Consider the following 20489-nt stretch of genomic DNA (forward strand, 5'->3'; position numbering starts at 1 on the left):
GATGACAACGGATCGAGACCGAAGCTACAAGACATTCCCGGCATTTGACGAGCACGATGCAGCGGCTCGCCGGTCTGGTGCTTACTACGTTCGCAGTATTACTCGCGGTCTCGACCGTCGGCGTGGCGTTTGGCGAGTTTTCACTCGTGGTCGATCTGACCGTCGCCCTCGTCGGACTGGGGTTCCTTACTGGGAGCGTCCTTTCGCTCATCGAGCTCGGACAGCGGATCCACCAGATCTCGCGGTTCCTCCTCGCAGACGTCCGCGGCGGGGACGACGTCGCGACGCTTCCCTCCGGGGACCACTGGCTACGCATCGAGGCCAACGCCACCGCGTTAGACGAGCCGGTCCGTGGCGTTCTCGGCGACGCTCCTGCGGTGGCGGTTACCAGCGGAGGTCACATACGCGAACGATTCGCAGGAGTTCCGTGGCCAAGTACACGGAGCGGGGCCGGCTTCGAGCAGACCGAAGCGGTTCCTACCCGACTCGATCAATCGACCACCAACGTCACCCTCGCCGCTACCGGCACGTCGCGGACCGTCGGAGATGAGATCCGTGTCGTTGGAGGCGACCGAAGGGAACTGACCGCTGACGACGACGTGTCGTCACATACAACGAACGCGCTTTCGGACGTTGAAATCGACGTCGGAGATGCCGTGTTCAGAGGACGCATCTTTGAACACTATCTCCGAATTACCGAAGCGACGATACCGGACGGAGAGACGGTTCAGCTCTTCGGACCGGTTACCGTCGTGACGGCCGGGGGCGAAACGACGGTCACGCCGGCCGGCCGCTTCGCGAATCGGCCGCTGATAACGACGGAAGGATGGGGAGCCATCCTACGACGGATAGGGCGACGGATCGGCATCCTTTCTCTGGTGGCCCCGCTAACCGGTGTAACGGGGTTGTTCTTACTCACATTGGTCGGCGTTACGTTCATCGAGTAGCTGTTCCGAGCGCGGGTCGATGAGGGGAGACGGTCGGGAGATATAGATCGAGTGGCGTATACTCCGTACTAAGTGATCTGTCGCTTGCTCGTACTGACCGCACCGAGGTAGGACATCTCAGTTCCGACGATCGCAACGAAGACAGAATGTAGAGACGTCCGACCGCGAATTCGTCTTCCGGACATTACTCCTCAGAACGTGAGGTGCGAGCTCGACGACGGGCCGTCGTCGTCGCCGTTGTCGTCCGGCAACCCCTCGTAGAGGTACGTGAGGTCGTCGTCGGTGAGGAACACCGCGCCGTCGCGGACCTCGACATCGATCGACCGGAGCGTCGTCCCCGCGGCCTCGCCGTTGTCGCAGTCGCCCTCGCAGGCGTCGAACGCCGAGCCGTGCTTCGGGCAGACGACCGAGCCGCCGCGCGTCACGGCGCCCACTTCCTCCCGGTGAAGCCGCTGGTCCTCGTGGGTACAGCGATTGATCCACGCGCGGACGGGCTGTCCGTCGCCGCCGGCGTCCGGCTCGTCGACCCCGCCGTCCGGCTCGTCGACGCAGGGCACGAGGAACACCTCGCGATCCGCGTCGCCCTCGCGGGCCGTGAACGCCCACGACCCCCGCTCGCGCACGGTCTCGACGGTGGTCAGTCGGTAGCCGCTCACGGGGTCAGTACTTCGCGTCGGCGCCGGTCGTCTCGTACACGCGGTCCATGATGGCGTCGCGCTCGCGGGTCCAGTTGGCCATCGCGGCCGGGCTCGTCGGGTACTCGTCGTAGTGGGCGATCAGCTCGTCGGCCAGCGACTTCGTCTGGTAGAAGTTCCGGATCGTCCCCCAGTAGCCGAACGACTTGATCGCGGCCTTCACCTTCAGCCCGAAGGACATCGAGGTCGACCCCTCGTACAGCGCCTCCGCGAGCTTCTCGCCCGGCAGCGACGCGAGGAGGCCCATCAGGTCGTCCACGTCGACCGCGGTCGAGAGGACGTTATACACGTCGAGACCGGCGTACCGCCCCCCGAAGTGGTCCATGACGCGGGTGTTGTACCGCCAGAGGTTCTCCTCGCTCACGTCGCCGTCGGAGATGGCCTTCACCGCCTGCTCGCCGGCGTACTTGCCCGCGTACGCCGCGCCGGCGATGCCGCCGCCGGTCGTCGGATTCACGTGGCCCGCGGCGTCGCCGACCGCCATGTAGCCGGGCGCGACCGCAGAGTCGTACGGCCGGCGGGTCGGCAGCGCGGCGCCGAGCTTGTCGCGCACCTCTGCGCCCTCGAACTCGGGGCGGTCCCGCAGGTCCTTCTTCAGCGACTCGACGAGCTGCATCGGTTCCTCGGTCATCTGGAAGCCGAGGCCGGCGTTGATCTCCGTCGCCGTCCGCGGGAAGTACCAGAGGTAGCCCGCCGCGCGGTCGGTCGCCTTGAACACGAGGGCGTCGTCCCACTCGACCGGCTCCGGCACGTCGACGATCTCGCGGTACGCGGAGCAGAACTGCGAGTACCGGACGTTCGTGTCGAAGGTCGTCCCCTCGAAGTCGGCCTTGTCCTGGAGCAGCGAGAGCGACCCGGCGCCGTCGATCACCACGTCCGCCGTGTACGTCTTCGGCTCTCCCTTCCGCACCGCGTGAATGCCCGTGACGCGGCCGGTCTCGTCCTGGAGCACGTCGTTGATGACGGTGTCGTAGTGGAAGTCGACGCCCGCGTCCTCCGCGCCGGCGATGATCTGACGGCCGTACTCCCAGCGGTCGATGACGGCGAGCTCGCCGGGGACCGGGATCTCCAGGACCGTGTCCTCCTGGGGGATCTCGAAGCGACCGTGGTCGACGCCGGTGTTCGTGAACGCGGGTTCGAGCCGCTCTTTCGGGATCGCCTCGGGGAAGGCGTCCGCGCCCTTCAGGGCGTCGCCGCAGGCGATGTGGCCGGCCTCCTCAGCGTCTTTCCGCTCGACGATGACGACGTCGAGCCCCTCGTTCGCGATCGTCGCGGCGGCGTAGCAGCCGGCGGTCCCGGCGCCCGCCACGACGACGTCGTACTCGTCGATATCCATTACCGGACCGTGTCGTGCCCCCGGCAAAACTCTTTGCTCCCGTTTCGGTCGCGTCGGAGGCGACGGATTTCGCGGGCGACCGCGGCGCGAGGCGGGCGGCGCGGAGCCTAACTGTTCAGGATCACCGTTTAACGGGCCGCAGACGGATGGTCGTGGTATGGGTCACCTCGATCAGGTCGACGCCGACCGCCTCCGGGCATGGCTCTCGGAGGTCCGGTCGTCGGAGGCGACCGCGGCGCTGATGGTCGCCGTCGCGTACGACCGGGGGATCGGCACGGCGGAGCTCGCATCGTGGTACGACCGCTCCGAGGAGTGGGTCGCGGAGACGATCGAAGCCCTCGACTCGCCGGGCTTCGTCTCGACGGTGGCCCGGCTCGAAGGAGTCGACCTCGACGCGGTCGCCGACGAGTCGAACCTCGCGCCCGCGACGGTCCGCGACTGGTTCGACGACCTCGGGGACGAGCCGGTCCCGGAGGCGGCGGACGTGGTCCGCCGGTACGCCGAGGGGTCGGTCGAGCCGGTCCGGAGCGGGTCGCCCTCGACTGTCTACCACCTCGACAGGGCCGTCGTCGACGAGCGCGGGTGGTCGATCGACGACGACGACCTGTTCGCGAAGGCCGCCGAGGCCGACCTCGACCTCCCGGAGTACGGGCGCTTCCTCGTCGAGCCCGGGGAGTCGATCCTGGAGGCGGCGGAGCGCGGCGGCCGGTCGTGGCCGTACGCCTGCCGCGGCGGCGCCTGCTCGAACTGCGCCGTGATCGTCGTCGAGGGCGACGTGGCGATGCCGGGACAGTCGATCCTCTCGGACGAGCAGATCCGGGCGGCGAACGCCCGCCTCTCCTGCGTCGGCGTCCCGATCACCGACGAGGTCAAGGTCGTCACCGGCGTCGGCGACGCGGCGGACTTCGCCGACCTGCGGCTGCCGTCGCCGGCCGACGAGGCGGGGGCGTCGGACTGACGGCCGGCGGAGCGGCGGCGTCCCGAGCGCCGCCGATTACTCCTCGGTCTCGTAGTGTTCGCCCGCCGCCTCCGGGAGCCGCGTCCGGCCGACCAAGGCGAGCACGAGGATGACGACCACGAACGGCGTGATCCGGATGAGCTGGCGGGGGACGCCGATCCCCTGGGTCTGGAGGACGGTCTGGAGCGCGTCCAGCCCGGCGAACAGCATCGTCGAGAAGAACGTCCCGACCGGGTTGTAGTTGCCGAACAGGTACGCGACGATGGCGATGAACCCCTTCCCGTTGACCATCGTCGGGCCGTTCCCGGTGAACTGGCCGAGGTCGAGCGACAGCGCCGCGCCGCCCATCCCGGCGAGCACCCCCGAGATCAGCACCGCCGCGTAGCGGACGCGCGTGACGCTCACGCCGGCGGTGTCGAGCGCCTTCGGGTTCTCACCGCTGGCGCGGATCCACCGGCCGAACGCCGTCCGCTCGAACACGTACCAGGAGCCGGCGACGGCGACGAACAGCATGTATACCGACGGCGACGCCGAGAACAGCGCGCCGAAGAACGGGATGTCGGCGAGGACCGGCACCGAGATCGACCCCGTCGTCGCGACGGTCGGGGAGTTCGGGCTCCCGTAGAACACCTGGGAGGCGAACGGGGCGAGCCCGAGCGCGATGAGCCACACCGCGAGCCCGGCGATGATCTGGTCCGCCCGGAAGCCGATCGTCACGACGGCGAACAGCGCCGCAAGCAGCGTGCTCGCGGCGACGCCGCCCGCGTAGCCGACCCAGACACCGCCGGTGATGTCGGCGACGTAGATGGCGCTGAACGCCGAGATGATCAACAGCCCCTCCAGTCCGATGTTGATCACGCCGGACTTCTCGGCGAAGATCCCGCCGAGGGCCGCGAACGCGATCGGGACCGAGAGGCGCAGCGCGGACGCGAGCGTGAACCGGCTCGTGAGCGCGTCCGCGAGCGTCCCGGCGATCGAGTCCGGGAAGGCCAGCCCGGCGAGCAGCAGCGCGACGATCCCGACGACTGTGACGGCGGCGACGAGCGCCCGGGTCGAGTACCGCTCCAGGATCGATCCCGAATCGGCGACCGGACCGCTCGCCGACCCGTCCGCGGCCGCGTCACTCATCGGCCTCACCCCCGTCGACCGGCACGCCGCCGTCGGTCGCGGCCGACTCCGGCCCCCGGCCGATCCCCGGGAGCCCCCGGGCGAGCAGCCGGAAGAACTCCGGCATCGCCACGAACAGGATGATAAGTCCCCGGAGGACGCCGACCAGCTGCGGCGGCACGTCCGTCGCGAACTGGACGACCGTCGTCCCGCTCTTCAGCACGCCGAACAGCAGCGCGGCGATCCCGACGCCCAGCGGGTTGTTGCCTGCGAGGATCGAGACGGTGATCCCGTCGAAGCCGTACGAGGGGATCCCGGTCTGGAACGTGCCGAGCACCATCATCACGTACATCGCGCCGGCGATGCCGCCGAGCGCGCCCGAGAGCGTGAGGCTCGCGACGACGGTGCGCTCGGCGTCGACCCCGCCGTACTCGGCCGCCTCCGGCTGGACGCCGCTCGTCCGTACGTCGTACCCGAACGCCGTGTGTTCGAGGAGGTAGTACAGCGCGCCGAGCGCGAGGAGCCCGAACGCGAGCGCGACCAGCGAGAAGTCCTGTCGCGCGCCGAACAGCACCGCCGGGAACTGCGCGAACTCGGGGAGGGGGACCGTCTGGTTGGCGGCGCTCTCGGGATCCTTGAACACGCCGCTGACCAGGTACAGCGCGACGCCGGTCGCGATGAAGTTGAGCATGATCGTCGTGATCACCTCGTTGGCGTCGGCGTACGCCTTCAACAGGCCGGGGATCGCGCCGTAGAGCCCGCCGAACACCGCTCCCACCAGCAGGCCGAACGGGATCAACACGACGGTCCCGACGACGCCAGACACGAGCGACGACGCCCAGAGGACGCCGAGCGCGGTCGCCAGCGCCCCGACGACGAGCTGGCCCTGCGTCCCGATGTTGAAGATCCCGGCGCGGAACGCCAAGGCGACCGAGAGGCCGGTGAAGATCAGGAGCGTCGTCTCGCGGAGCGTGACCGCGAACTGTCCGTTCGGCGACCACCCGCCGCTGAAGGGGTCGCCCAGCGCGCCGAGGAAGAGGCGGTCGAACACCGCTATCGGGTCGTAACAGAACCCGGTCCCGAAGTAGTACACCGCCTCGCCGGCGGTACACGTCGTCATGCGTCCGGCGACGAGCACCAGCACCGCGCCGATGAGCACGGAGAGCACGAGCGCGGCGGTGCTGATCAGGATCCGTTCGGTCCCGGACGCCGTGGCGAGCCGGGAGAGCACGTCGCGGGCGCGGTCGGCGACGCTCACGCCCGGTCACCTGCCGGATCGACCGCGTCGGCCGCCGCCTCGTCGTCCGCCGCGTCCGCCCCGTCGGGCGGCGACGAGGGGTCCGGGTCGCCGTCGGCGCGCTCGCCCGGTCGCTCGCCGGCCATCAGGAGCCCGAGCTCCTCTTCCGTCGTCTCGTCGGGGTCGACCACGTCGATGAACTCCCCCTCGTAGATGACCGCCAGCCGGTCGGAGAGCCCCTGGACCTCCTCCAGCTTCGAGGAGACGAGGAGGACCGCCACGCCTTGGCGGCGGAGCTCCAGCAGCCGCTCGTGGATGAACTCGATCGAGCCGATGTCGACGCCGCGCGTCGGGTGCGAGGCGACCACCAGCTCCGGGTCGCGCTCGAACTCACGGCCGACGATGAACTTCTGCTGGTTGCCGCCCGAGAGCGACTCCGCGTCCGCGTCGGCGTCCGGCGGGCGGACGTCGTACTCGTCGATAATCGCCTCCGCGTGGTCGCGCGTCGTCTGCCAGTCGACCCGGCCGTTGGCGGCGAAGTCGGGGTCGTGCTGGCTCCCCAACAGCCCGTTCTCGACGAGGTCGAACTCCATCACCAGCCCGCGCTCCTGCCGGTCCTCGGGGACGTACGCCATCCCGGCGTCGATCCGGTCGCGCCGCGAGACGGTCGTCACGTCCTCGCCCAGGAAGCGGATCTCGCCCGCGTCGACCGACTGGAGCCCGGTCACCGCTTCGACCAGCTCCGTCTGTCCGTTGCCGTCCACGCCCGCGATGCCGAACACCTCGCCGCCGCGAACGTCGAAGGAGACGCCGTCGACCGCTCTGACCCCGCGGTCGTCCTCGACGACCACGTCCGAGACCGACGCGACGACGTCCCCGGTCTCCGCGGCGCCGCGGTCGACGTCCATGAGCACCTCGCGGCCGACCATCAGCTCCGCGAGCTCCTCTTGGCTGGTCGCGTCCGCGGCGACGGTCCCGACCTTCCGGCCGTCCCGGAGGACCGAGATCTCGTCGGCCGCGCGCATCGCCTCGCCGAGCTTGTGGGTGATGAAGATGATCGTCTTGCCCTGCGCCGTGAGCTCCTCTAACACCTCGAACAGCTCGTCGACCTCCTGCGGCGTCAGCACGGCGGTGGGCTCGTCGAGTATTAGCGTCTCGGCGCCCCGGTACAGCGCCTTCAGGATCTCGACGCGCTGTTGCTCCCCGACCGAGACGTCTTCGATCCGCGCGTCCGGGTCCACGTCGAAGCCGTACCGGTCGGCGAGGTCGGCCACGGCCTCTCGGGCCGCCTCTCGGTCGACGGCGAGTCCGCCCCACTTCCGCGGCTCGCTCCCGAGCGTGATGTTCTCGGTGACGGTCATCGGGTCGACGAGCATGAAGTGCTGATGGATCATTCCGATCCCGGCGTCGATCGCGTCCCGCGGCGAGCCGAACGCCTGCGGTTCGCCGTCGAGCCGAACCGTTCCCGACGTCGGCTCGTAGAGGCCGTAAAGGACGTTCATCAGCGTCGTCTTCCCGGCCCCGTTCTCACCGAGAAGGGCGTGGACGGTGCCGCGTTCGACCTCGAGGTCGACGTCGTCGTTCGCGACGACGCCGGGGAACCGCTTGGTTATCCCGTCGAGGTGGACGGCTGTGGCCATTGGTCTACTACCCTCTGGTTCAACCGTGATTGAATATGTTTGGATATGATTCGGTGCCCGCGGCGCGCCGATCGGTCGGAGCGCCGACAACATCCGGTGCGGCGGCGCGCGGGCGACGCCCGTCGAGGGGCCTTACAGCTCCGAGGGGACGTCGATGTCGCCGGCGATGATGTTCTCGCGGGCGGTCGCGACCTCCTCGGTGACGTCGTCGGGGATCTCGGAGCCGAGCTGGTCGCCGTAGACGAGCGCGACGCCGTCGTTGCCGAGCCCGAGGGCGACGTTCGAGCCGCCGGGGAACTCCTCGTCGACGGTCGCCTCGATCGCGTTGTAGACCGCGGTGTCGACGCGCTTGACCATGCTGCCGAGGATGACGTCGGCGTAGTCCGGGCGCGTGACCGACTGGTCGCGGTCGACGCCGATCGCGAACTTCCCCTGTTCCTGGGCGGCCTGGAAGACGCCGGTGCCGGTGTTACCCGCGGCGTGGTAGACGATGTCCGCGCCGCTGTTGTACATCGAGGTCGCCGCCTCGCGGCCCGCGGCCGGGTCGTTGAAGCTGCCGGTGTAGTTGACGCTGACGTCGACGTCGTCGTTGCCCGCCGAGACGCCCGCCTCGAAGCCGGCCTGGAACTTCTGGATCAGGTCGGACTCGACGCCGCCGACGAACCCGAGGTTCGTCGAGTCGCCCTGGGTGGAGCCGGCGCCGGCCGAGAACGAGCGCGTCGTGAGCAGGCTCGCCATCAGGCCCGCGAGGTACGACCCCTCGTGCTCCCGGAACGTGTAGCTCGCGACGTTGTCCGCGTCGACGACCGAGTCGACGATCATGAAGTCCTGGTCGGGGTACGACGACGCGGTGTCGGTGAGCGAGTCCGCCTGGAGGAACCCGATACAGCACACCAGGTCGTAGTCCGGGTCGCTGGAGTTCGCGAACTGCTGCTGGAAGGTGCTGAACTGCGCCACCTCGTCGGGCTGGGCCTCGCGGAAGGAGATCCCCAGCTCCTCTTCGGCCTCGATCGCGCCCTGCTGGGCCTGGTCGTTGAACGACCCGTCGCCGAGGCCGCCGGTCGCGTACACCATCCCGATGTTCGCCGCCGGACCGCTCCCGCCGTCGGAGCCGTCGTCGCCGTCAGACCCGTCCGAGCCGTCCGAGCCATCGGAGCCGTCCGAACCGTCGGAGCCGTCCGAACCGTCAGACCCGTCCGAGCCGTCGCTCGGACCGCCGCTACATCCGGCGAGGCCGATCAGGCCCGCCGCGCTTGCCGCCTTGATGAACCGCCGCCGTTCGAAGTCGGATGCCATCTCACTACTAACCCCGTCGGAATGGGGCATAAATTCGTCGTTCCCCCGACGCGGCTGTCACACGTTCGTGCGGACGTACGGAGCGAACCCGGCGGAATCGACCCCGGTATCGAGGGGTTCGATCCACGAACCCGAATCTCTCACGGTCGTAAACGGCCCGCCGTCGCGGAGACTCGGTCGGGAACGCCCTCGGCGACGCGAGGACTCAGACCGCCGCGACCGCGTCCTCGACGAGCCCCTCGACCTCGGCGACCAGCGCGTCGACCTCGTCGCTCTCGGCGTACACCCGGACGTACGGCTCCGTCCCGGAGGGGCGGACCAGCGTCCACGAGGCGTCGTCGAACTCCAGCCGGACCCCGTGGTCGGTGTCGACCGCGGCCTCGGGGAACGCCTCCGGCAGCGCCGTCTCCAGTCGGTCCATCACGTCGCCCTTCGCGTCGTCGGGACACGAGACGCTCACCTTCCGGTACGGGCGCTCCGTGATCGGCGCTCGGAGCGCGTCGAGCCCCTCGTCGGCGACGAGGCGGGCGATCACCGCCGCCGAGGTGACGCCGTCGATCCACCCCCCGAAGGCGACGTGGATGTGCTTCCACGGCTCGGCCGCGAAGACGACGCGCGTGTCGGCGCCGACCTCCCCGGCGGCGCCCGCTTCGCCCACCGCGCCCGCCTCGCCGAGGGCGCCGGCGTCCGTGGCCGACTCTCGCACGGCGGCGATCCCCTCGTGGAGCGCGCCGAGGCGCACGCGCTCGACCCGGCCGCCCGCCTCGCGGACGCGCTCGTCGATGCGGCCCGAGGCGTTCGGCGTCGTCACGACGACGGGGTCGGCCGCGTCGCTCGTGCGGGTGTACCGCTCCGCGAGAAGCGCGAGGACCGTGTCCTCGTGGACGACCTCGCCGTCCGCGTCGACGATCACGATCCGGTCGGCGTCCCCGTCGTGACCGATCCCGAAGGCGAACCCCTCCGTCTCTCCCGAGCCGTCGCCCTCACCGGACTCGCCGGCCGTCGGTCTGCCCGGGTTCTCGACGCCCTCGTTGGCGTCGGCGACGAACGCCCGCAGGTCGGCGAGCGTCTCCGGGGTCGGCTTGCTCCCGCGGCCGGGGAAATGGCCGTCGACGTTGCCGTTGAGCGTGACCACGTCGGCGCCCAGTTCGCGGAGGACGGCCGGCGTCGCGGGCGCGCTCATCCCGTTCCCGCAGTCGACCGCGACGCGGAGCCCGTCGAGGGGCGCGCCGAACCCCGCGGCGTACTCGCGCACGGCGTCGAGGTAGCCCCCGAGCGGGTCGGTCCGGATCGCCTCGGTCCAGTCGTCCCACGGGGCGACCGCCTCCTCGTCGGCGACCCGCGCCTCGACGGCGCGCTCCGCGTCGCGGTCGAACTCGACGCCGTCGCGGAAGAGCTTGATCCCGTTGTCGGTCGGCGGGTTGTGCGACGCCGTGAGCATCACGCCGTAGCGACCGCGCGAGGCGTACGCGAGCGCCGGCGTCGGCAGTCGCCCGGCGCGGCGCACGTCGACGCCGCCCGCCGACAGCCCGGCCTCCATCGCCGCGGCGAGCGCCGGGCCGGTCACCCGCCCGTCGCGGGCGAGCACGACCGTCGACTCGGGGGTCGACCCCGCGGGCGACTCCTCGGCTCGGCTGCGTATCTCGGCGGCCACGGCTCGCCCCACGGCGAGCGCGAGCGCCGGCGTGACACGGTCCTCGACGCCGCCGCGTATCCCGGCGGTTCCGAACAGGTCCATGTCGACCATGTCGGCGCCCGGGAGTTAGTAGGCGTCGGTTGCGGCCGCGAGGTCGACCCGCTGTGAGTCGACCCGCCGGCGGGCCGTTTAACACGACGGCGGGCGCACCACCGACCGATGACCGACCGCGTTCGCGCGCACGTCTTCGTCTCGGGCAGGGTTCAGGGCGTCTACTACCGGGCGACCACCCGCGACACGGCCCGCGAGAAGGGCGTCGACGGCTGGGTCCGGAACCTGGAGGACGGCCGAGTCGAGGCCGTCTTCGAGGGGCCGGAGGGCGACGTCCGCGACATGGTCGCGTGGTGCGAGACGGGGAGCCGAGCCGCCGAGGTCGACGACGTGGACGCCGAGTACGGCGAGCCGGAGGGGATCGAGGGGTTCGAGGTCAGGTGGTGACGCGGTCCGGTCAGTCGTCGTCCGCGGCCGCCGCGGCGCCGGCGGCGTCGGCGCCGGACCGCTCGCGCACGCCCAGTTCCTCCAGCGCGCGCAACACGACGACGGCCTCGACCACGTCGCGCTCCTCGGTGTAGGGGTCGTCGACCGCGTCGAGGGTCGCCTCGGCCTCGCGCGACAGGCGCGCCTCCAGTTCGGTCTGGTCCGTCTCCGCCTTCGTCGCCGACAGCAGCGCCTCGTGGTCCTCGCGGAGGTCGAGCGAGACGTGCGCGGCGTTACACCGCGAGAGCGGGTGCGTGTCCATCTCGATCGCGAGGTCGCTCACGAGGTCCCAGTCGTCGGCGCAGAAGCGGAGCGTCACCGTGCCGACCACGTCGCGCCAGGCTATCGGCTCCCCGTTCTCCATGAGGCGGAGCGCCCGCGGCGGCACCGCGATCCGGGTGTGCGTGTCGTCCCGGCCGCACAGGCAACAGGGGGTGTTCTTCAGTCCGGCGTACACGCCGATCCGTACGCGCCGCAGAAGGGTGTGCGTTTCGCCGTCCGGTACGCTCGGACGCCTCGATGACTCGGCGTCTCGACTACGCCTCACACTCGGCGAGCCACTCGTGGGCCCACGAATCGATCTCCTCGAAGACGGGCGCGAGCGACTCGCCCTTGTCGGTCAGGCTGTAGTACGTCGCCACGGGCGAGTCCTCCTCTAACCGCCGGTCGACGAAGCCGGTCTCCTGGAGGTCGTCGAGCACGCGCGAGAGGGTCCGCGCGTTCGCGTCGGTCTCGCGCTTGAGTTCGTTGAACCGCGCCTCGCCGTTCAACAGTTCGTGGAGGACGACGAGCCGCCACTGCGATCCGATCTGCTCGATCGAGTCGATGACGGGGCACGGGGTCTCGGGCGCCGTCGCCTCGGTCGCCGCCGCCTCGGTCGCCGCGTCAGCGCTCGATTCCGTCGTCTCAGCCGTCTCAGCCGACTCCGCCGCAGAGAGATCCTGTGATGACATCGGTGTTACCTACTAACCCAATTGTCCGGGAAGCGATAAATAGGTTACGTCCGTATAGCAGGTTACACGATGTTAGCTGAATTCGCGACGACACCGCTTCAGTTCGACGCCCCGTTCTCGGGCGAACTCTTCCTGCTCGGCCGGATCCTGTTCGGCGCGACGCTCGCATTCATGGGACTCAACCACTTCATGGACCTCGAAACGATGGCCGGCTACGCCGAGTTCAAGGGCCTCCCGGCGCCGAAGTTCTCCGTCATCGCCTCCGGCGCCGTCCTCGTGCTCGGCGGCGTGGCCGTGGTCGCCGGCGCGTTCCCGGTCGTCGCGGCCGGCGCGCTCGCCTTCTTCCTCCTCGTCTCCGCCGTGACGATGCACGACTTCTGGTCGATGGACGACCCCGAGGAGAAGCAGAACGAGATGACGAGCTTCCTGAAGAACGTCTACGGCGCCGGCGCGGCGCTCGCGCTGCTCGCCGTCGGCGGCACCGCGTGGCCGTACGCGGTCGGCGTCGGCCTGTTCTGAGCCGCCGGCGGACCTGACTTCGACGACGCATCGACTCGCGACCACCGCGCACACGATGTTACCACCGCACACGCGCAGCGCGGTCGACGAAAACACCTTTTCGAAACGCCGTCCGGCGACCAGTCGAGTCGCCGAGCCGGCCGGCGCCGCCGTCGCCAGTACGACTAACTGTGCTCCCGACAACTGTTCGCACAGACCATGACCGACGCGCCGCCGACGACGGGACTCCACCACGTCACGAACATCTGTACCGACATCGAGGAGACCACCGCGTTCTACGAGGACGTCCTCGGGTGGCACACGGTGAAGCGGACCCAGAACTACGACGACCCCGGGACGCCGCACTACTACTACTCGCCGACGCCCGAGGGGGAGCCGGGGACCAACGTCACCTACTTCGAGTACCCCGACTCGCAGGGGGCGCCCGGCCCGGGCGCGAGCCACCACTTCGCGTTCGGGGTCGAGGACGAGGAGGCGCTCCGCGAGTGGCAGGACCACCTCGAAGCGCACGGCGTCGAGGTCTCCGAGGTGAAAGACCGGACCTACTTCAAGAGCATCTACTTCACCGACCCCGACGGGCTCGTCTTCGAGCTGGCGACGCAGGGGCCGGGCTTCACCCGCGACGAGGACGACCCCGGCAGCGAGGTCATCGACCCGTTCGAGAAGGGGTACGAGAACTGAGACGCCCGGTCGCCGCCCGGCTCACTCGCCTTCCACCAACGCCGCGAACCGGTCAAGCGCGCGCCGGCAGACGGGCACGTACGGCGCCGCGACCAGCGGGACCTCGATCACCGCCCGACACCGGTCCGGGTCCCCGGAGTACCGCTCGACCCGGTGGCCCGTGGCGGGTATCCCGGCGACCTCCCAGTCCCACCGGAGACGCGTCGCTGACGACACCCTGAACGGAACCCACGCGCCCGCAACTCGAACCCGGCCGGTCGTCCCGGTCTCGACGTACCGGTCCGAACTCTCGACGCCGCTAACGGACGGGCTCCACTCGGGCCAGCGCCGCGTGTCGCGGAGCGCCGTCGCCGTGGCCACCGGCGGCGCGGCGACGTCGCGACCGACCGCGAGCGTCGCGCCCTCCCGGACCACCGACCCGCCGTCGCCGCGGTCAACGTTCCCGGACGCGTCGCGATTTCCGAACACGTCGATTCCTCCGCGGTCCGTCCCCCTCATCGCTGCGGCCGCCCGAAAGAATCGAAACGTTCGGTCGCTTCTACGCCGTTGAAACGACTATTTTCCGAGGTACGTCCAGAGATCCGACCGCCGATCTCGCTCGAATATTAATACCTAATATGGTATCAGGACTCATTATCTCTTTCCACGAAGGGTTAATACGGGGTTCCGGGCTATCGCAGGTCAATATGGCAAGCGATCGCGACACCATGAAAGACGTCTCGCACACAGCACCGAACGACACGTCCGCCGACGGCGTCTGGGAGCGAGGACGAGGACCCGTCGAGGAAGAGGAAGAAGAGGAGTAACGCCGACCGCCGTTTCTCGCCGGACGCACCGGCGTCGATCAGCTCTCGACCGAAGAGCCACGCGGCCGTCGCTTCCCCGTTTTCGTCGCCTTTGTCGCCACCCCGTATTCGACGCCACCGTCGCCTCCCCGCGTTCGCCGCACCGGTCGCGTCGGCCGGCTCCCGTCGACACCCTCTTTGACCTGCTGACTCCACACGAGGCATGGTCGGAGCCGCACTCGGCGTGATCGGTGTCGCAGCGGTGATCGTGTTGCTGGGACTGAGCGCCTTCTTCTCCAGTTCCGAGACCGCCATCTTCTCGCTGCCGACCGAGTGGTTCGACCGGCAGGCGACCACGGGCGACCCGCGAGGGGCCGTCCTGAAGGAGCTTCACGACGACCCCCACCGGCTCCTCGTGACGCTCCTCGTCGGGAACAACGTCGTCAACATCGCCATTTCGAGCATCGTGACCGTCCTGGTCGCGAGCCACCTCTCGTCGGGGGCGACGGTAGTGGTGACGACGCTGTGTACGAGCTTCCTCGTCCTCGTCTTCGGCGAGATCGTCCCGAAGGCCTTCGGGCTCGGCAACGCGGAGTCGTGGTCGCTGCGCATCGCGTCGCCGGTCCGGCTCGTCGAGCGCGTCCTCTCGCCGCTCATCACGCTGTTCGACGGGATCACCCGCCGGATGAACGCGTACATCAGCGGCGACGCGAACATCGAGAAGCCGTACACGGACTGACGCGCCGACGGCCGACGTTCGGCGGTCGATCCCGGCGTCCCCGGGATCTCCCGGAATCCCGACCGGTGCGACCCGAGGGGTTATCCGTCCCTCGCGTGACCGCGACGTATGACCGATCCGCAGCCGGAACGGGAGCCGGAGCCGTTCCGGTACGACGCCGTCGTCGACCCGGGCGAGAAGCGACACGTCCGCTACGAGGTCGGCGAGACTTACCTCGGCGACCCGATCGAGATGCCGGTGACGATCGTCAACGGCGAGGCCGGCGGGCCGGCGCTGTTCCTTTCCGCCGGGATCCACGGCGACGAGTTCAACGGCGTGAAGGTGGTCCAGGAGGTCGCCGACCGGTACGGCCCCGCCGACGTCCACGGGACGCTGGTCTGTCTCCACGTCTGTAACGTGCCCGCTTACGAGGCACAGCGGCGCGACACGCCGATCTACGACCAGGACATGAACCGCTCGTTCCCGGGCAAGGAGCGGTCGAACACCACCGAGCGGATGGCCAACAGGATCTACCGGCGGTTCGTCGCGGAGTGCGACCTCGGGCTCGACTTCCACACCTCGACCCGCAACCGAACCACGATCTACCACGCCCGCGCCGACCTCGACGACCCCGGCGTCCGGCGGCTCGCCCGGGCGTTCGCGACGAACGTCGTGCTGTACGGGACCGGCGACGAGGGGTCGCTCCGATCGACGGCGACCGCGGACGGGATCCCGACGGTGACCGTCGAGATGGGGCGCGCCCACCGCTTCCAGCCGGTGCTCATCGAGAAGGCCTTAGAGGGCGTCGAGAGCGTCCTCGCGGAGTACGGGATGACGCCCGGCGAGCCGGTCCACTGGCCGGGGTGGCATCTGTCGACCGCCGCCGACAGCACGAAGCGCTGGCTCCGCGCCGACAGCGGCGGGCTCGTGGAGATGGAGTGGGGCCCGTACCCGCTCGTCTACGAGGGGGAGACGATCTGCACGATCACGAACCACTTCAAGACGGAGGAGCGCGCGGTGGAGGCGCCCTTCGACGGCCTGATCCTCGGATCGCTGGAGAACCCGGTCGCCGCCCCCGGCCACCCGCTCTGTCACATCGTCCGGCTCGACGCGGAGACGCGCCGGGAGATCGAACGCGAGATCGACCAGGGCGAGTTCGACGGCTACCGCGCCCACGGCGACGCGTGGAGCGACGACTGACAGGCGAGAAGAGGGGTCGTCGCAGACCCCACCGCGGCGCCGTCGCCTCCCTCCCGGACCGTTCTCGCGGTTGATACCCGCGGGCGTGGGTTTAACCCGGCCGACGGCGGAGCCGTGCGCATGATCGAGGTGTCGGGCCTGCGGAAGACCTACGGCGACTTCGCGGCCGTCGTGGACAGCGACTTCGCCGTCGACGACGGCGAGGTGTTCGGGATCGTCGGCCCGAACGGGGCCGGCAAGACGACGACGCTCAAGGTGATCGCCGGCCTCGTCGAGCCGACGGCGGGCGAGGTCACCGTCGCCGGGTTCGACGCCGCGGACCCCGAGATGCGCCGGCACCTCGGGTTCCTGCCCGAGGAGTCGCCGCTGTACGAGGAGATGACCGCGCTGTCGTACCTCCGCTTCTTCGCCGACCTTTACGACGTGCCCCGCGAGGTGGCCGACGAGCGGATCGGTGCCGCGCTCGACCGCCTCGAACTCGACCACCGCGAGCGCCGCCTCGGCGATGTCTCGAAGGGGATGAAACGGAAGGTCGCCATCGCGCGCTCGCTGGTCAACGACCCGGACGTGCTGGTGTACGACGAGCCGGCCTCCGGGCTCGACCCCGTGACGACGAACTCGGTGCTGGCGTTCACCCGCGAGCTCCGCGAGACGGGCAAGACGGTCGTCTTCTCGGCGCACAACCTCTACCACGTCGAGTCGGTCTGCGACCGCGTCGTCGTGATGAACGAGGGGCGGATCGTTGCCCGGGGCAGCGTCGACGGGATCCGCGAGCGACACGGCGAGACGACCTACCGCGTCTTCAGCGACGCGGAGCCGGCCGCGACGCCCGCGCTCGACGACCTCGACGCGGCGACCGAGGAGGTCGGGGACCGGTACCGGACGGCGGTCCCGAGCATGGACGCCGTCGCGGCCGTCCGCGAGGCCGTCGCCGACGCCGGCGGCGAGGTCGTCGACATCCGGAGCCGCGAGCCGAGCCTGGAGGACGTGTTCCTCGACATCGTCGGCCGGCCGATGCCCGGCCGGTACACCGGGGACGGCGGGGCGGACGGACGGAGCGACGGCGAAGACGGCAACTCGGACAAGGGAACCGACAGCGACCGCGACTCCGACGGGCCGAGCGACGGCGACGCGAACGGGTCGGAGGGCGGTGAGGAGACGACCGCCGCGACGGCGACGGAGGCGACCGAGTGACCGACCGGCTGCGCGGCGTCGGCCGACGGCTCGCGGTCGCCGGCCGCCGCGTCCTCCGGGTGGCCAAGTGGGAGTCCGCCCGCGCGTCGGGCGGCGTGGACCGTCGGACGCTCGCGGCCGGGATCGCCCTGCTCCTCGTCGCCGGCGGCGTCGTGGGGGTCGGCGTGGCCACCGGCGTCGCCGGCCTCGACGTCGACCAGAACGTGTACCGCGTCGGGGTCGACGCCGAGTCGCCGTACGCGGACGCGATCGAGGAGGCGCCGTCGCTGCGCCCGGTACCGGCCGGGATCGCGTCGCTCGGCGACTCCGCCGACGCGGTCGTGGTGACGGTGGTGCGACCCGGGGCCGGCGACGACGGATCGATCGACGGCGCGGACGTCGAGGAGGTGGTCGTCCGCGCGAGCGACACGCGGAAGGGAGAGGCGGCGGCCGCGTCGGTCCGGGAGGCCGTCGAGTCGCACAACGAGCGGCTGATGCGCGCCGAGCCGAACCGGACGGCCGCCTTCCCGGTCGTCGTCACGCTCCGGTACGTCGGCCGGACCACCGGCTTCGACGACGGCGCGACCCTCGGCGGGAGCGACGGCGGGGACGACGGCAGCGCAGGCGACGGTGGCGGCGGGTCGGGCGGCGGATCAGACGGCGGTGGCGGATCGAACGGCTCTGACGGCGGCGACGACTCGGGCGAAGCGGGCTCCGTCACGAACGGAGGCGCGTCCGGCGACGACGGCGGCTTCGCGGTGCCCTCCATCGGCGGCGCGGCCTTCGGCGCCGACACGGTCGGCTCGCCCGGGTCGATCACGCCGCCGTTCCCGTTCACCTCCCTGCTCTTGGCGTTCGTCTTCCTCGTGCCGATGAACTTCCTGATCCAGGCGTACGGCTCCTCGATCCTCGACGAGCGGACGAACCGGCGGGGGGAGCCGCTGCTCGTCACGCCGCTGTCGCCGGCCGAGATCGTCGCCGGCAAGACGCTGCCGTACGCCGCCGCGGCCGCGGTCGTCACGACCCTCATCGCGCTCGCGGTCGGCGGCGGCGCGCTCTCGGTGGTCGCCGTCGCGCCGGTCGCGGCGACGTTCCTCGGGGCCACCTTCGTCGGCGCGATGTTCGCGCGCTCGTTCAAGGAGCTCACCTTCGTCACCGTGGGGGTGAGCGTCCTCCTGACCACCTACGCGTTCGTCCCGGCCATCTTCACGAACGTGACGCCCGTCGCGCTCGTCTCGCCGCTGACGCTCGTCGTCTTCGACCTCCAGGGCGAGACCGTCTCGGCGGGCGAGGTGCTGTTCTCGACCGCGCCGATGGCGGTCGGCGCCGCCCTCCTCTTCGGCCTCGGCCTCGGCGTCTACCGCGAGGAGGACATGTTCTCGCAGAAGCCGGTGACGCGGAAGTTCCTCGACGCGCTCGCGGTCCGGCTCGCCCCCGTGCCGTCCGGAGGCGACCTCCTCGGGCGCAGTCGCCTCCGCGCGCTCGGGCGCGTCGCGTTCCTCACCGCCTGTACGATCCCGTTCGTGTTCGTCGCGGAGCTGCTTGCCGTCGCGGTGCTGTTCGCGCTGCCGGTCACCGTGTCGATCCCGGTGCTGCTCGTGACCATCGCGTTCATCGAGGAGGTCGCGAAGAGCGTCGGCCTCTACGCCGGCTTCGAGCGCGGCGTCTTCGCCCGGACCGCCGAAACCGACGGGGACGGGACCCTCGGCGTCGCGCTCGCGGTCGGCGCCGCCTCGGGGACCGGGTTCTTCCTCGCGGAGAAGGCCACCGCGGTCGTCCAGGCCGTCGGGCTCACCGACCTCTTCCTCGGCCGCGCCGCCTTCGCGGACGTGGCCGGGCTCTCCGGGCTGCCGCCGCTCGCGCTGGCGGCGCTGTTCTTCGCGCCGCTCGTCCTCCACGTCGCGACGACGAGCGCCGCGAGCCTCGGCGCGAGCCGCGGGCGGACCGCCTACGCGCTGGCGCTGACGCTGGCGACGCTCGGCCACGCCGCGTACAACGTCGGGGTGGTGAGCCTTGGATAGCCGCCTGACGATCGCCGGGCGGGAGATCGCCGGGCTGCGCGCCGAGAAGACGATCCTGCTGGCGATCGGGATCCAACTTTTCATCGCGATGTTCTCGTCGTTCCTCGTCGTCGGACTCGTCTCGATGTACGACCCGGGCTCGCTCGACGGGGCGCAGATCGAAGTCGCGGCCGCCGGCGACGCGGTCGACGACTTAGAGCGCGCCGCGAGCGAGGTGCCGGGCGCCACGGTCACGCCGTACGAGGACGCGAGCGCCGCCCGGAGCGCCTTCGAGCGGAACGCGGCCGACGCGGTGGTGGTCGCGACCCGCACGGAGGACGGGCGGGTGTCGACCGCCGTCACCGCCCCCGATTCCACCGTGGAGACGACGGTGATCGTGGTGCAGCTGCGCGAGCTGTTGCGGACCTACGAGCTGAACGAGCGCGACGAGCGCGCTCGGTACTTAGCGGAGTCCCCGCTCCCCCTGCCCGACCGGAGCGACACGAGCCCGTACTTCACGTTCACCTACACGGTGTTGATCCCCCTCCTCGTCTTCCTCCCGGTGTTCATCTCGGGGTCGCTCGTGGTCGACTCGATCACGGAGGAGCTGGACCGGGGGACGATGGAGCTGCTCCGGGTCGCGCCCGTCACGCTCGCGGAGATCGTCGACGGGAAGGCGCTCGCGGCGATCGGGATCGCGCCCGGACAGGCGCTGATCTGGCTCCTGCTGCTGGAGGCGAACGGCACGTCGGTCGCGAACGTCGGCCCAATCTTGGCGCTGATGACCGCGCTCACGACGCTCGTCGTCTCCGTCGCGGTCGGCATCGCGGCGGTCGCGCCCGACCGGCGGGCGGCCCAGCTGCTCTACTCGGTCGCCGTCCTCGTGCTGTTCGGCGGCGCGACGGCGATGGCCGGCGGCCCCGCGAACGCGGTGGCGCGGCTCGCCATCGACAGCGCGGGCGCGGCGACGGGCGTCCTCGTGATCGCGTATGCCGCCATCGCCGCGGCCGCGTACCTCGGCGTCCGCCGCGTCGTCGCGGTCGAAGGATTCGCTCGCTGAGGAGGTCGGCC

The 20489-nt window shown here is 70.5% G+C and carries 20 protein-coding genes; 10 read left to right on the plus strand and 10 right to left on the minus strand.

Annotated elements, in window-relative coordinates; translation table 11 throughout:
• Nucleotides 1–56: 56 nt before the first annotated feature.
• Nucleotides 57–947: a hypothetical protein gene (locus tag HPS36_RS14595; protein ID WP_173230711.1), complete on the plus strand. Its 891-nt coding sequence runs from the start codon at nucleotides 57–59 to the stop codon at nucleotides 945–947.
• A 191-nt stretch (nucleotides 948–1138) separates the two neighbouring features.
• Here HPS36_RS14595 and HPS36_RS14600 read toward each other — a convergent pair whose 3' ends face one another.
• Nucleotides 1139–1603, minus strand: a complete 465-nt coding sequence (locus HPS36_RS14600; protein ID WP_173230712.1) for a Rieske (2Fe-2S) protein — start codon at nucleotides 1601–1603, stop codon at nucleotides 1139–1141.
• 4 nt (nucleotides 1604–1607) lie between these two features.
• Nucleotides 1608–2978 carry a geranylgeranyl reductase family protein gene (locus HPS36_RS14605; RefSeq protein ID WP_137715743.1) on the minus strand — a complete coding sequence of 457 codons (1371 nt, stop codon included), beginning with the start codon at nucleotides 2976–2978 and terminating at the stop codon, nucleotides 1608–1610.
• A gap of 157 nt (nucleotides 2979–3135) precedes the next feature.
• On the opposite strand from HPS36_RS14605, the gene fer reads away from it, so the two are divergent.
• Complete coding sequence (gene fer / locus HPS36_RS17025) at nucleotides 3136–3936, plus strand: ferredoxin Fer (protein WP_137715742.1); 801 nt, start codon at nucleotides 3136–3138, stop codon at nucleotides 3934–3936.
• A 36-nt stretch (nucleotides 3937–3972) separates the two neighbouring features.
• On the opposite strand, the gene HPS36_RS14615 is transcribed toward fer, so the two are convergent.
• The 5 genes from HPS36_RS14615 to HPS36_RS14635 form a co-directional block, all read right to left on the minus strand.
• The gene (locus HPS36_RS14615) at nucleotides 3973–5064 is read right to left on the minus strand and encodes an ABC transporter permease (RefSeq protein WP_173230713.1); all 1092 of its coding nucleotides are present in this window, start codon (nucleotides 5062–5064) and stop codon (nucleotides 3973–3975) included.
• Entirely contained in the window at nucleotides 5057–6301 is a 1245-nt protein-coding gene (locus tag HPS36_RS14620; RefSeq protein ID WP_173230714.1) for an ABC transporter permease, read from the minus strand. The genes HPS36_RS14615 and HPS36_RS14620 overlap by 8 nt, the downstream gene beginning before the upstream one ends.
• The gene (locus HPS36_RS14625) at nucleotides 6298–7920 is read right to left on the minus strand and encodes an ABC transporter ATP-binding protein (protein ID WP_137715740.1); all 1623 of its coding nucleotides are present in this window, start codon (nucleotides 7918–7920) and stop codon (nucleotides 6298–6300) included. Before HPS36_RS14625 ends, HPS36_RS14620 begins: the two co-directional genes overlap by 4 nt.
• A gap of 132 nt (nucleotides 7921–8052) precedes the next feature.
• Nucleotides 8053–9216 (minus strand): BMP family lipoprotein, encoded by a 1164-nt coding sequence (locus HPS36_RS14630; protein ID WP_173230715.1) that lies wholly within the window; start codon nucleotides 9214–9216, stop codon nucleotides 8053–8055.
• 205 nt (nucleotides 9217–9421) lie between these two features.
• Nucleotides 9422–10954, minus strand: coding sequence for a phosphohexomutase domain-containing protein (locus HPS36_RS14635; protein ID WP_173230716.1), 1533 nt, complete (start codon nucleotides 10952–10954; stop codon nucleotides 9422–9424).
• A 117-nt stretch (nucleotides 10955–11071) separates the two neighbouring features.
• On the opposite strand from HPS36_RS14635, the gene HPS36_RS14640 reads away from it, so the two are divergent.
• Nucleotides 11072–11350 carry an acylphosphatase gene (locus tag HPS36_RS14640; RefSeq protein WP_121599344.1) on the plus strand — a complete coding sequence of 93 codons (279 nt, stop codon included), beginning with the start codon at nucleotides 11072–11074 and terminating at the stop codon, nucleotides 11348–11350.
• Nucleotides 11351–11360: 10 nt separating this feature from the next.
• Here the strand turns inward: HPS36_RS14640 and HPS36_RS14645 are convergent, their stop codons facing one another.
• Nucleotides 11361–11846 carry a hypothetical protein gene (locus HPS36_RS14645; RefSeq protein WP_173230717.1) on the minus strand — a complete coding sequence of 162 codons (486 nt, stop codon included), beginning with the start codon at nucleotides 11844–11846 and terminating at the stop codon, nucleotides 11361–11363.
• Between the two features lie 79 nt (nucleotides 11847–11925).
• Nucleotides 11926–12342, minus strand: a complete 417-nt coding sequence (locus HPS36_RS14650; RefSeq protein ID WP_137715736.1) for a winged helix-turn-helix transcriptional regulator — start codon at nucleotides 12340–12342, stop codon at nucleotides 11926–11928.
• A 69-nt stretch (nucleotides 12343–12411) separates the two neighbouring features.
• Between HPS36_RS14650 and HPS36_RS14655 the strand changes: the two genes are divergently transcribed.
• Together HPS36_RS14655 and HPS36_RS14660 are read left to right on the plus strand one after the other, a co-directional pair.
• Nucleotides 12412–12861 (plus strand): DoxX family protein, encoded by a 450-nt coding sequence (locus HPS36_RS14655; RefSeq protein ID WP_137715735.1) that lies wholly within the window; start codon nucleotides 12412–12414, stop codon nucleotides 12859–12861.
• A gap of 198 nt (nucleotides 12862–13059) precedes the next feature.
• On the plus strand, nucleotides 13060–13542 hold the full coding sequence (locus tag HPS36_RS14660; RefSeq protein ID WP_137715734.1) for a VOC family protein: 483 nt from the start codon (nucleotides 13060–13062) through the stop codon (nucleotides 13540–13542).
• Nucleotides 13543–13563: 21 nt separating this feature from the next.
• Here the strand turns inward: HPS36_RS14660 and HPS36_RS14665 are convergent, their stop codons facing one another.
• Nucleotides 13564–14010 (minus strand): SRPBCC family protein, encoded by a 447-nt coding sequence (locus tag HPS36_RS14665; protein WP_137715733.1) that lies wholly within the window; start codon nucleotides 14008–14010, stop codon nucleotides 13564–13566.
• 540 nt (nucleotides 14011–14550) lie between these two features.
• Between HPS36_RS14665 and HPS36_RS14670 the strand changes: the two genes are divergently transcribed.
• The 5 genes from HPS36_RS14670 (at nucleotide 14551) to HPS36_RS14690 (ending at nucleotide 20478) form a co-directional block, all read left to right on the plus strand.
• Nucleotides 14551–15066, plus strand: a complete 516-nt coding sequence (locus HPS36_RS14670) for a CNNM domain-containing protein (protein WP_137715732.1) — start codon at nucleotides 14551–14553, stop codon at nucleotides 15064–15066.
• A 108-nt stretch (nucleotides 15067–15174) separates the two neighbouring features.
• Entirely contained in the window at nucleotides 15175–16245 is a 1071-nt protein-coding gene (locus HPS36_RS14675; RefSeq protein WP_173230718.1) for a succinylglutamate desuccinylase/aspartoacylase family protein, read from the plus strand.
• A gap of 120 nt (nucleotides 16246–16365) precedes the next feature.
• A complete protein-coding gene (locus tag HPS36_RS14680) occupies nucleotides 16366–17439 on the plus strand; it encodes an ABC transporter ATP-binding protein (protein WP_173230719.1) in 1074 nt (357 codons plus the stop codon).
• On the plus strand, nucleotides 17436–19439 hold the full coding sequence (locus tag HPS36_RS14685) for an ABC transporter permease (protein ID WP_173230720.1): 2004 nt from the start codon (nucleotides 17436–17438) through the stop codon (nucleotides 19437–19439). Before HPS36_RS14680 ends, HPS36_RS14685 begins: the two co-directional genes overlap by 4 nt.
• Complete coding sequence (locus HPS36_RS14690; RefSeq protein WP_173230721.1) at nucleotides 19432–20478, plus strand: ABC transporter permease; 1047 nt, start codon at nucleotides 19432–19434, stop codon at nucleotides 20476–20478. Before HPS36_RS14685 ends, HPS36_RS14690 begins: the two co-directional genes overlap by 8 nt.
• The last annotated feature ends 11 nt before the right edge of the window (nucleotides 20479–20489 follow it).

Origin of the sequence: Halorubrum salinarum (genome assembly GCF_013267195.1) — an archaeon.
Taxonomy (GTDB): Archaea; Halobacteriota; Halobacteria; order Halobacteriales; family Haloferacaceae; genus Halorubrum; species Halorubrum salinarum.

What these genes read in the sequence shown, in the direction of transcription:
- HPS36_RS14595 (WP_173230711.1), top strand. Translation starts at nt 57, where the DNA reads ATGCAGCGGCTCGCCGGTCTGGTGCTTACTACGTTCGCAGTATTACTC.
- HPS36_RS14605 (WP_137715743.1), bottom strand. Translation starts at nt 2,978, where the DNA reads ATGGATATCGACGAGTACGACGTCGTCGTGGCGGGCGCCGGGACCGCC.
- fer (WP_137715742.1), top strand. Translation starts at nt 3,136, where the DNA reads ATGGGTCACCTCGATCAGGTCGACGCCGACCGCCTCCGGGCATGGCTC.
- HPS36_RS14615 (WP_173230713.1), bottom strand. Translation starts at nt 5,064, where the DNA reads ATGAGTGACGCGGCCGCGGACGGGTCGGCGAGCGGTCCGGTCGCCGAT.
- HPS36_RS14625 (WP_137715740.1), bottom strand. Translation starts at nt 7,920, where the DNA reads ATGGCCACAGCCGTCCACCTCGACGGGATAACCAAGCGGTTCCCCGGC.
- HPS36_RS14630 (WP_173230715.1), bottom strand. Translation starts at nt 9,216, where the DNA reads ATGGCATCCGACTTCGAACGGCGGCGGTTCATCAAGGCGGCAAGCGCG.
- HPS36_RS14635 (WP_173230716.1), bottom strand. Translation starts at nt 10,954, where the DNA reads ATGGACCTGTTCGGAACCGCCGGGATACGCGGCGGCGTCGAGGACCGT.
- HPS36_RS14640 (WP_121599344.1), top strand. Translation starts at nt 11,072, where the DNA reads ATGACCGACCGCGTTCGCGCGCACGTCTTCGTCTCGGGCAGGGTTCAG.
- HPS36_RS14650 (WP_137715736.1), bottom strand. Translation starts at nt 12,342, where the DNA reads ATGTCATCACAGGATCTCTCTGCGGCGGAGTCGGCTGAGACGGCTGAG.
- HPS36_RS14655 (WP_137715735.1), top strand. Translation starts at nt 12,412, where the DNA reads ATGTTAGCTGAATTCGCGACGACACCGCTTCAGTTCGACGCCCCGTTC.
- HPS36_RS14660 (WP_137715734.1), top strand. Translation starts at nt 13,060, where the DNA reads ATGACCGACGCGCCGCCGACGACGGGACTCCACCACGTCACGAACATC.
- HPS36_RS14670 (WP_137715732.1), top strand. Translation starts at nt 14,551, where the DNA reads ATGGTCGGAGCCGCACTCGGCGTGATCGGTGTCGCAGCGGTGATCGTG.
- HPS36_RS14675 (WP_173230718.1), top strand. Translation starts at nt 15,175, where the DNA reads ATGACCGATCCGCAGCCGGAACGGGAGCCGGAGCCGTTCCGGTACGAC.
- HPS36_RS14680 (WP_173230719.1), top strand. Translation starts at nt 16,366, where the DNA reads ATGATCGAGGTGTCGGGCCTGCGGAAGACCTACGGCGACTTCGCGGCC.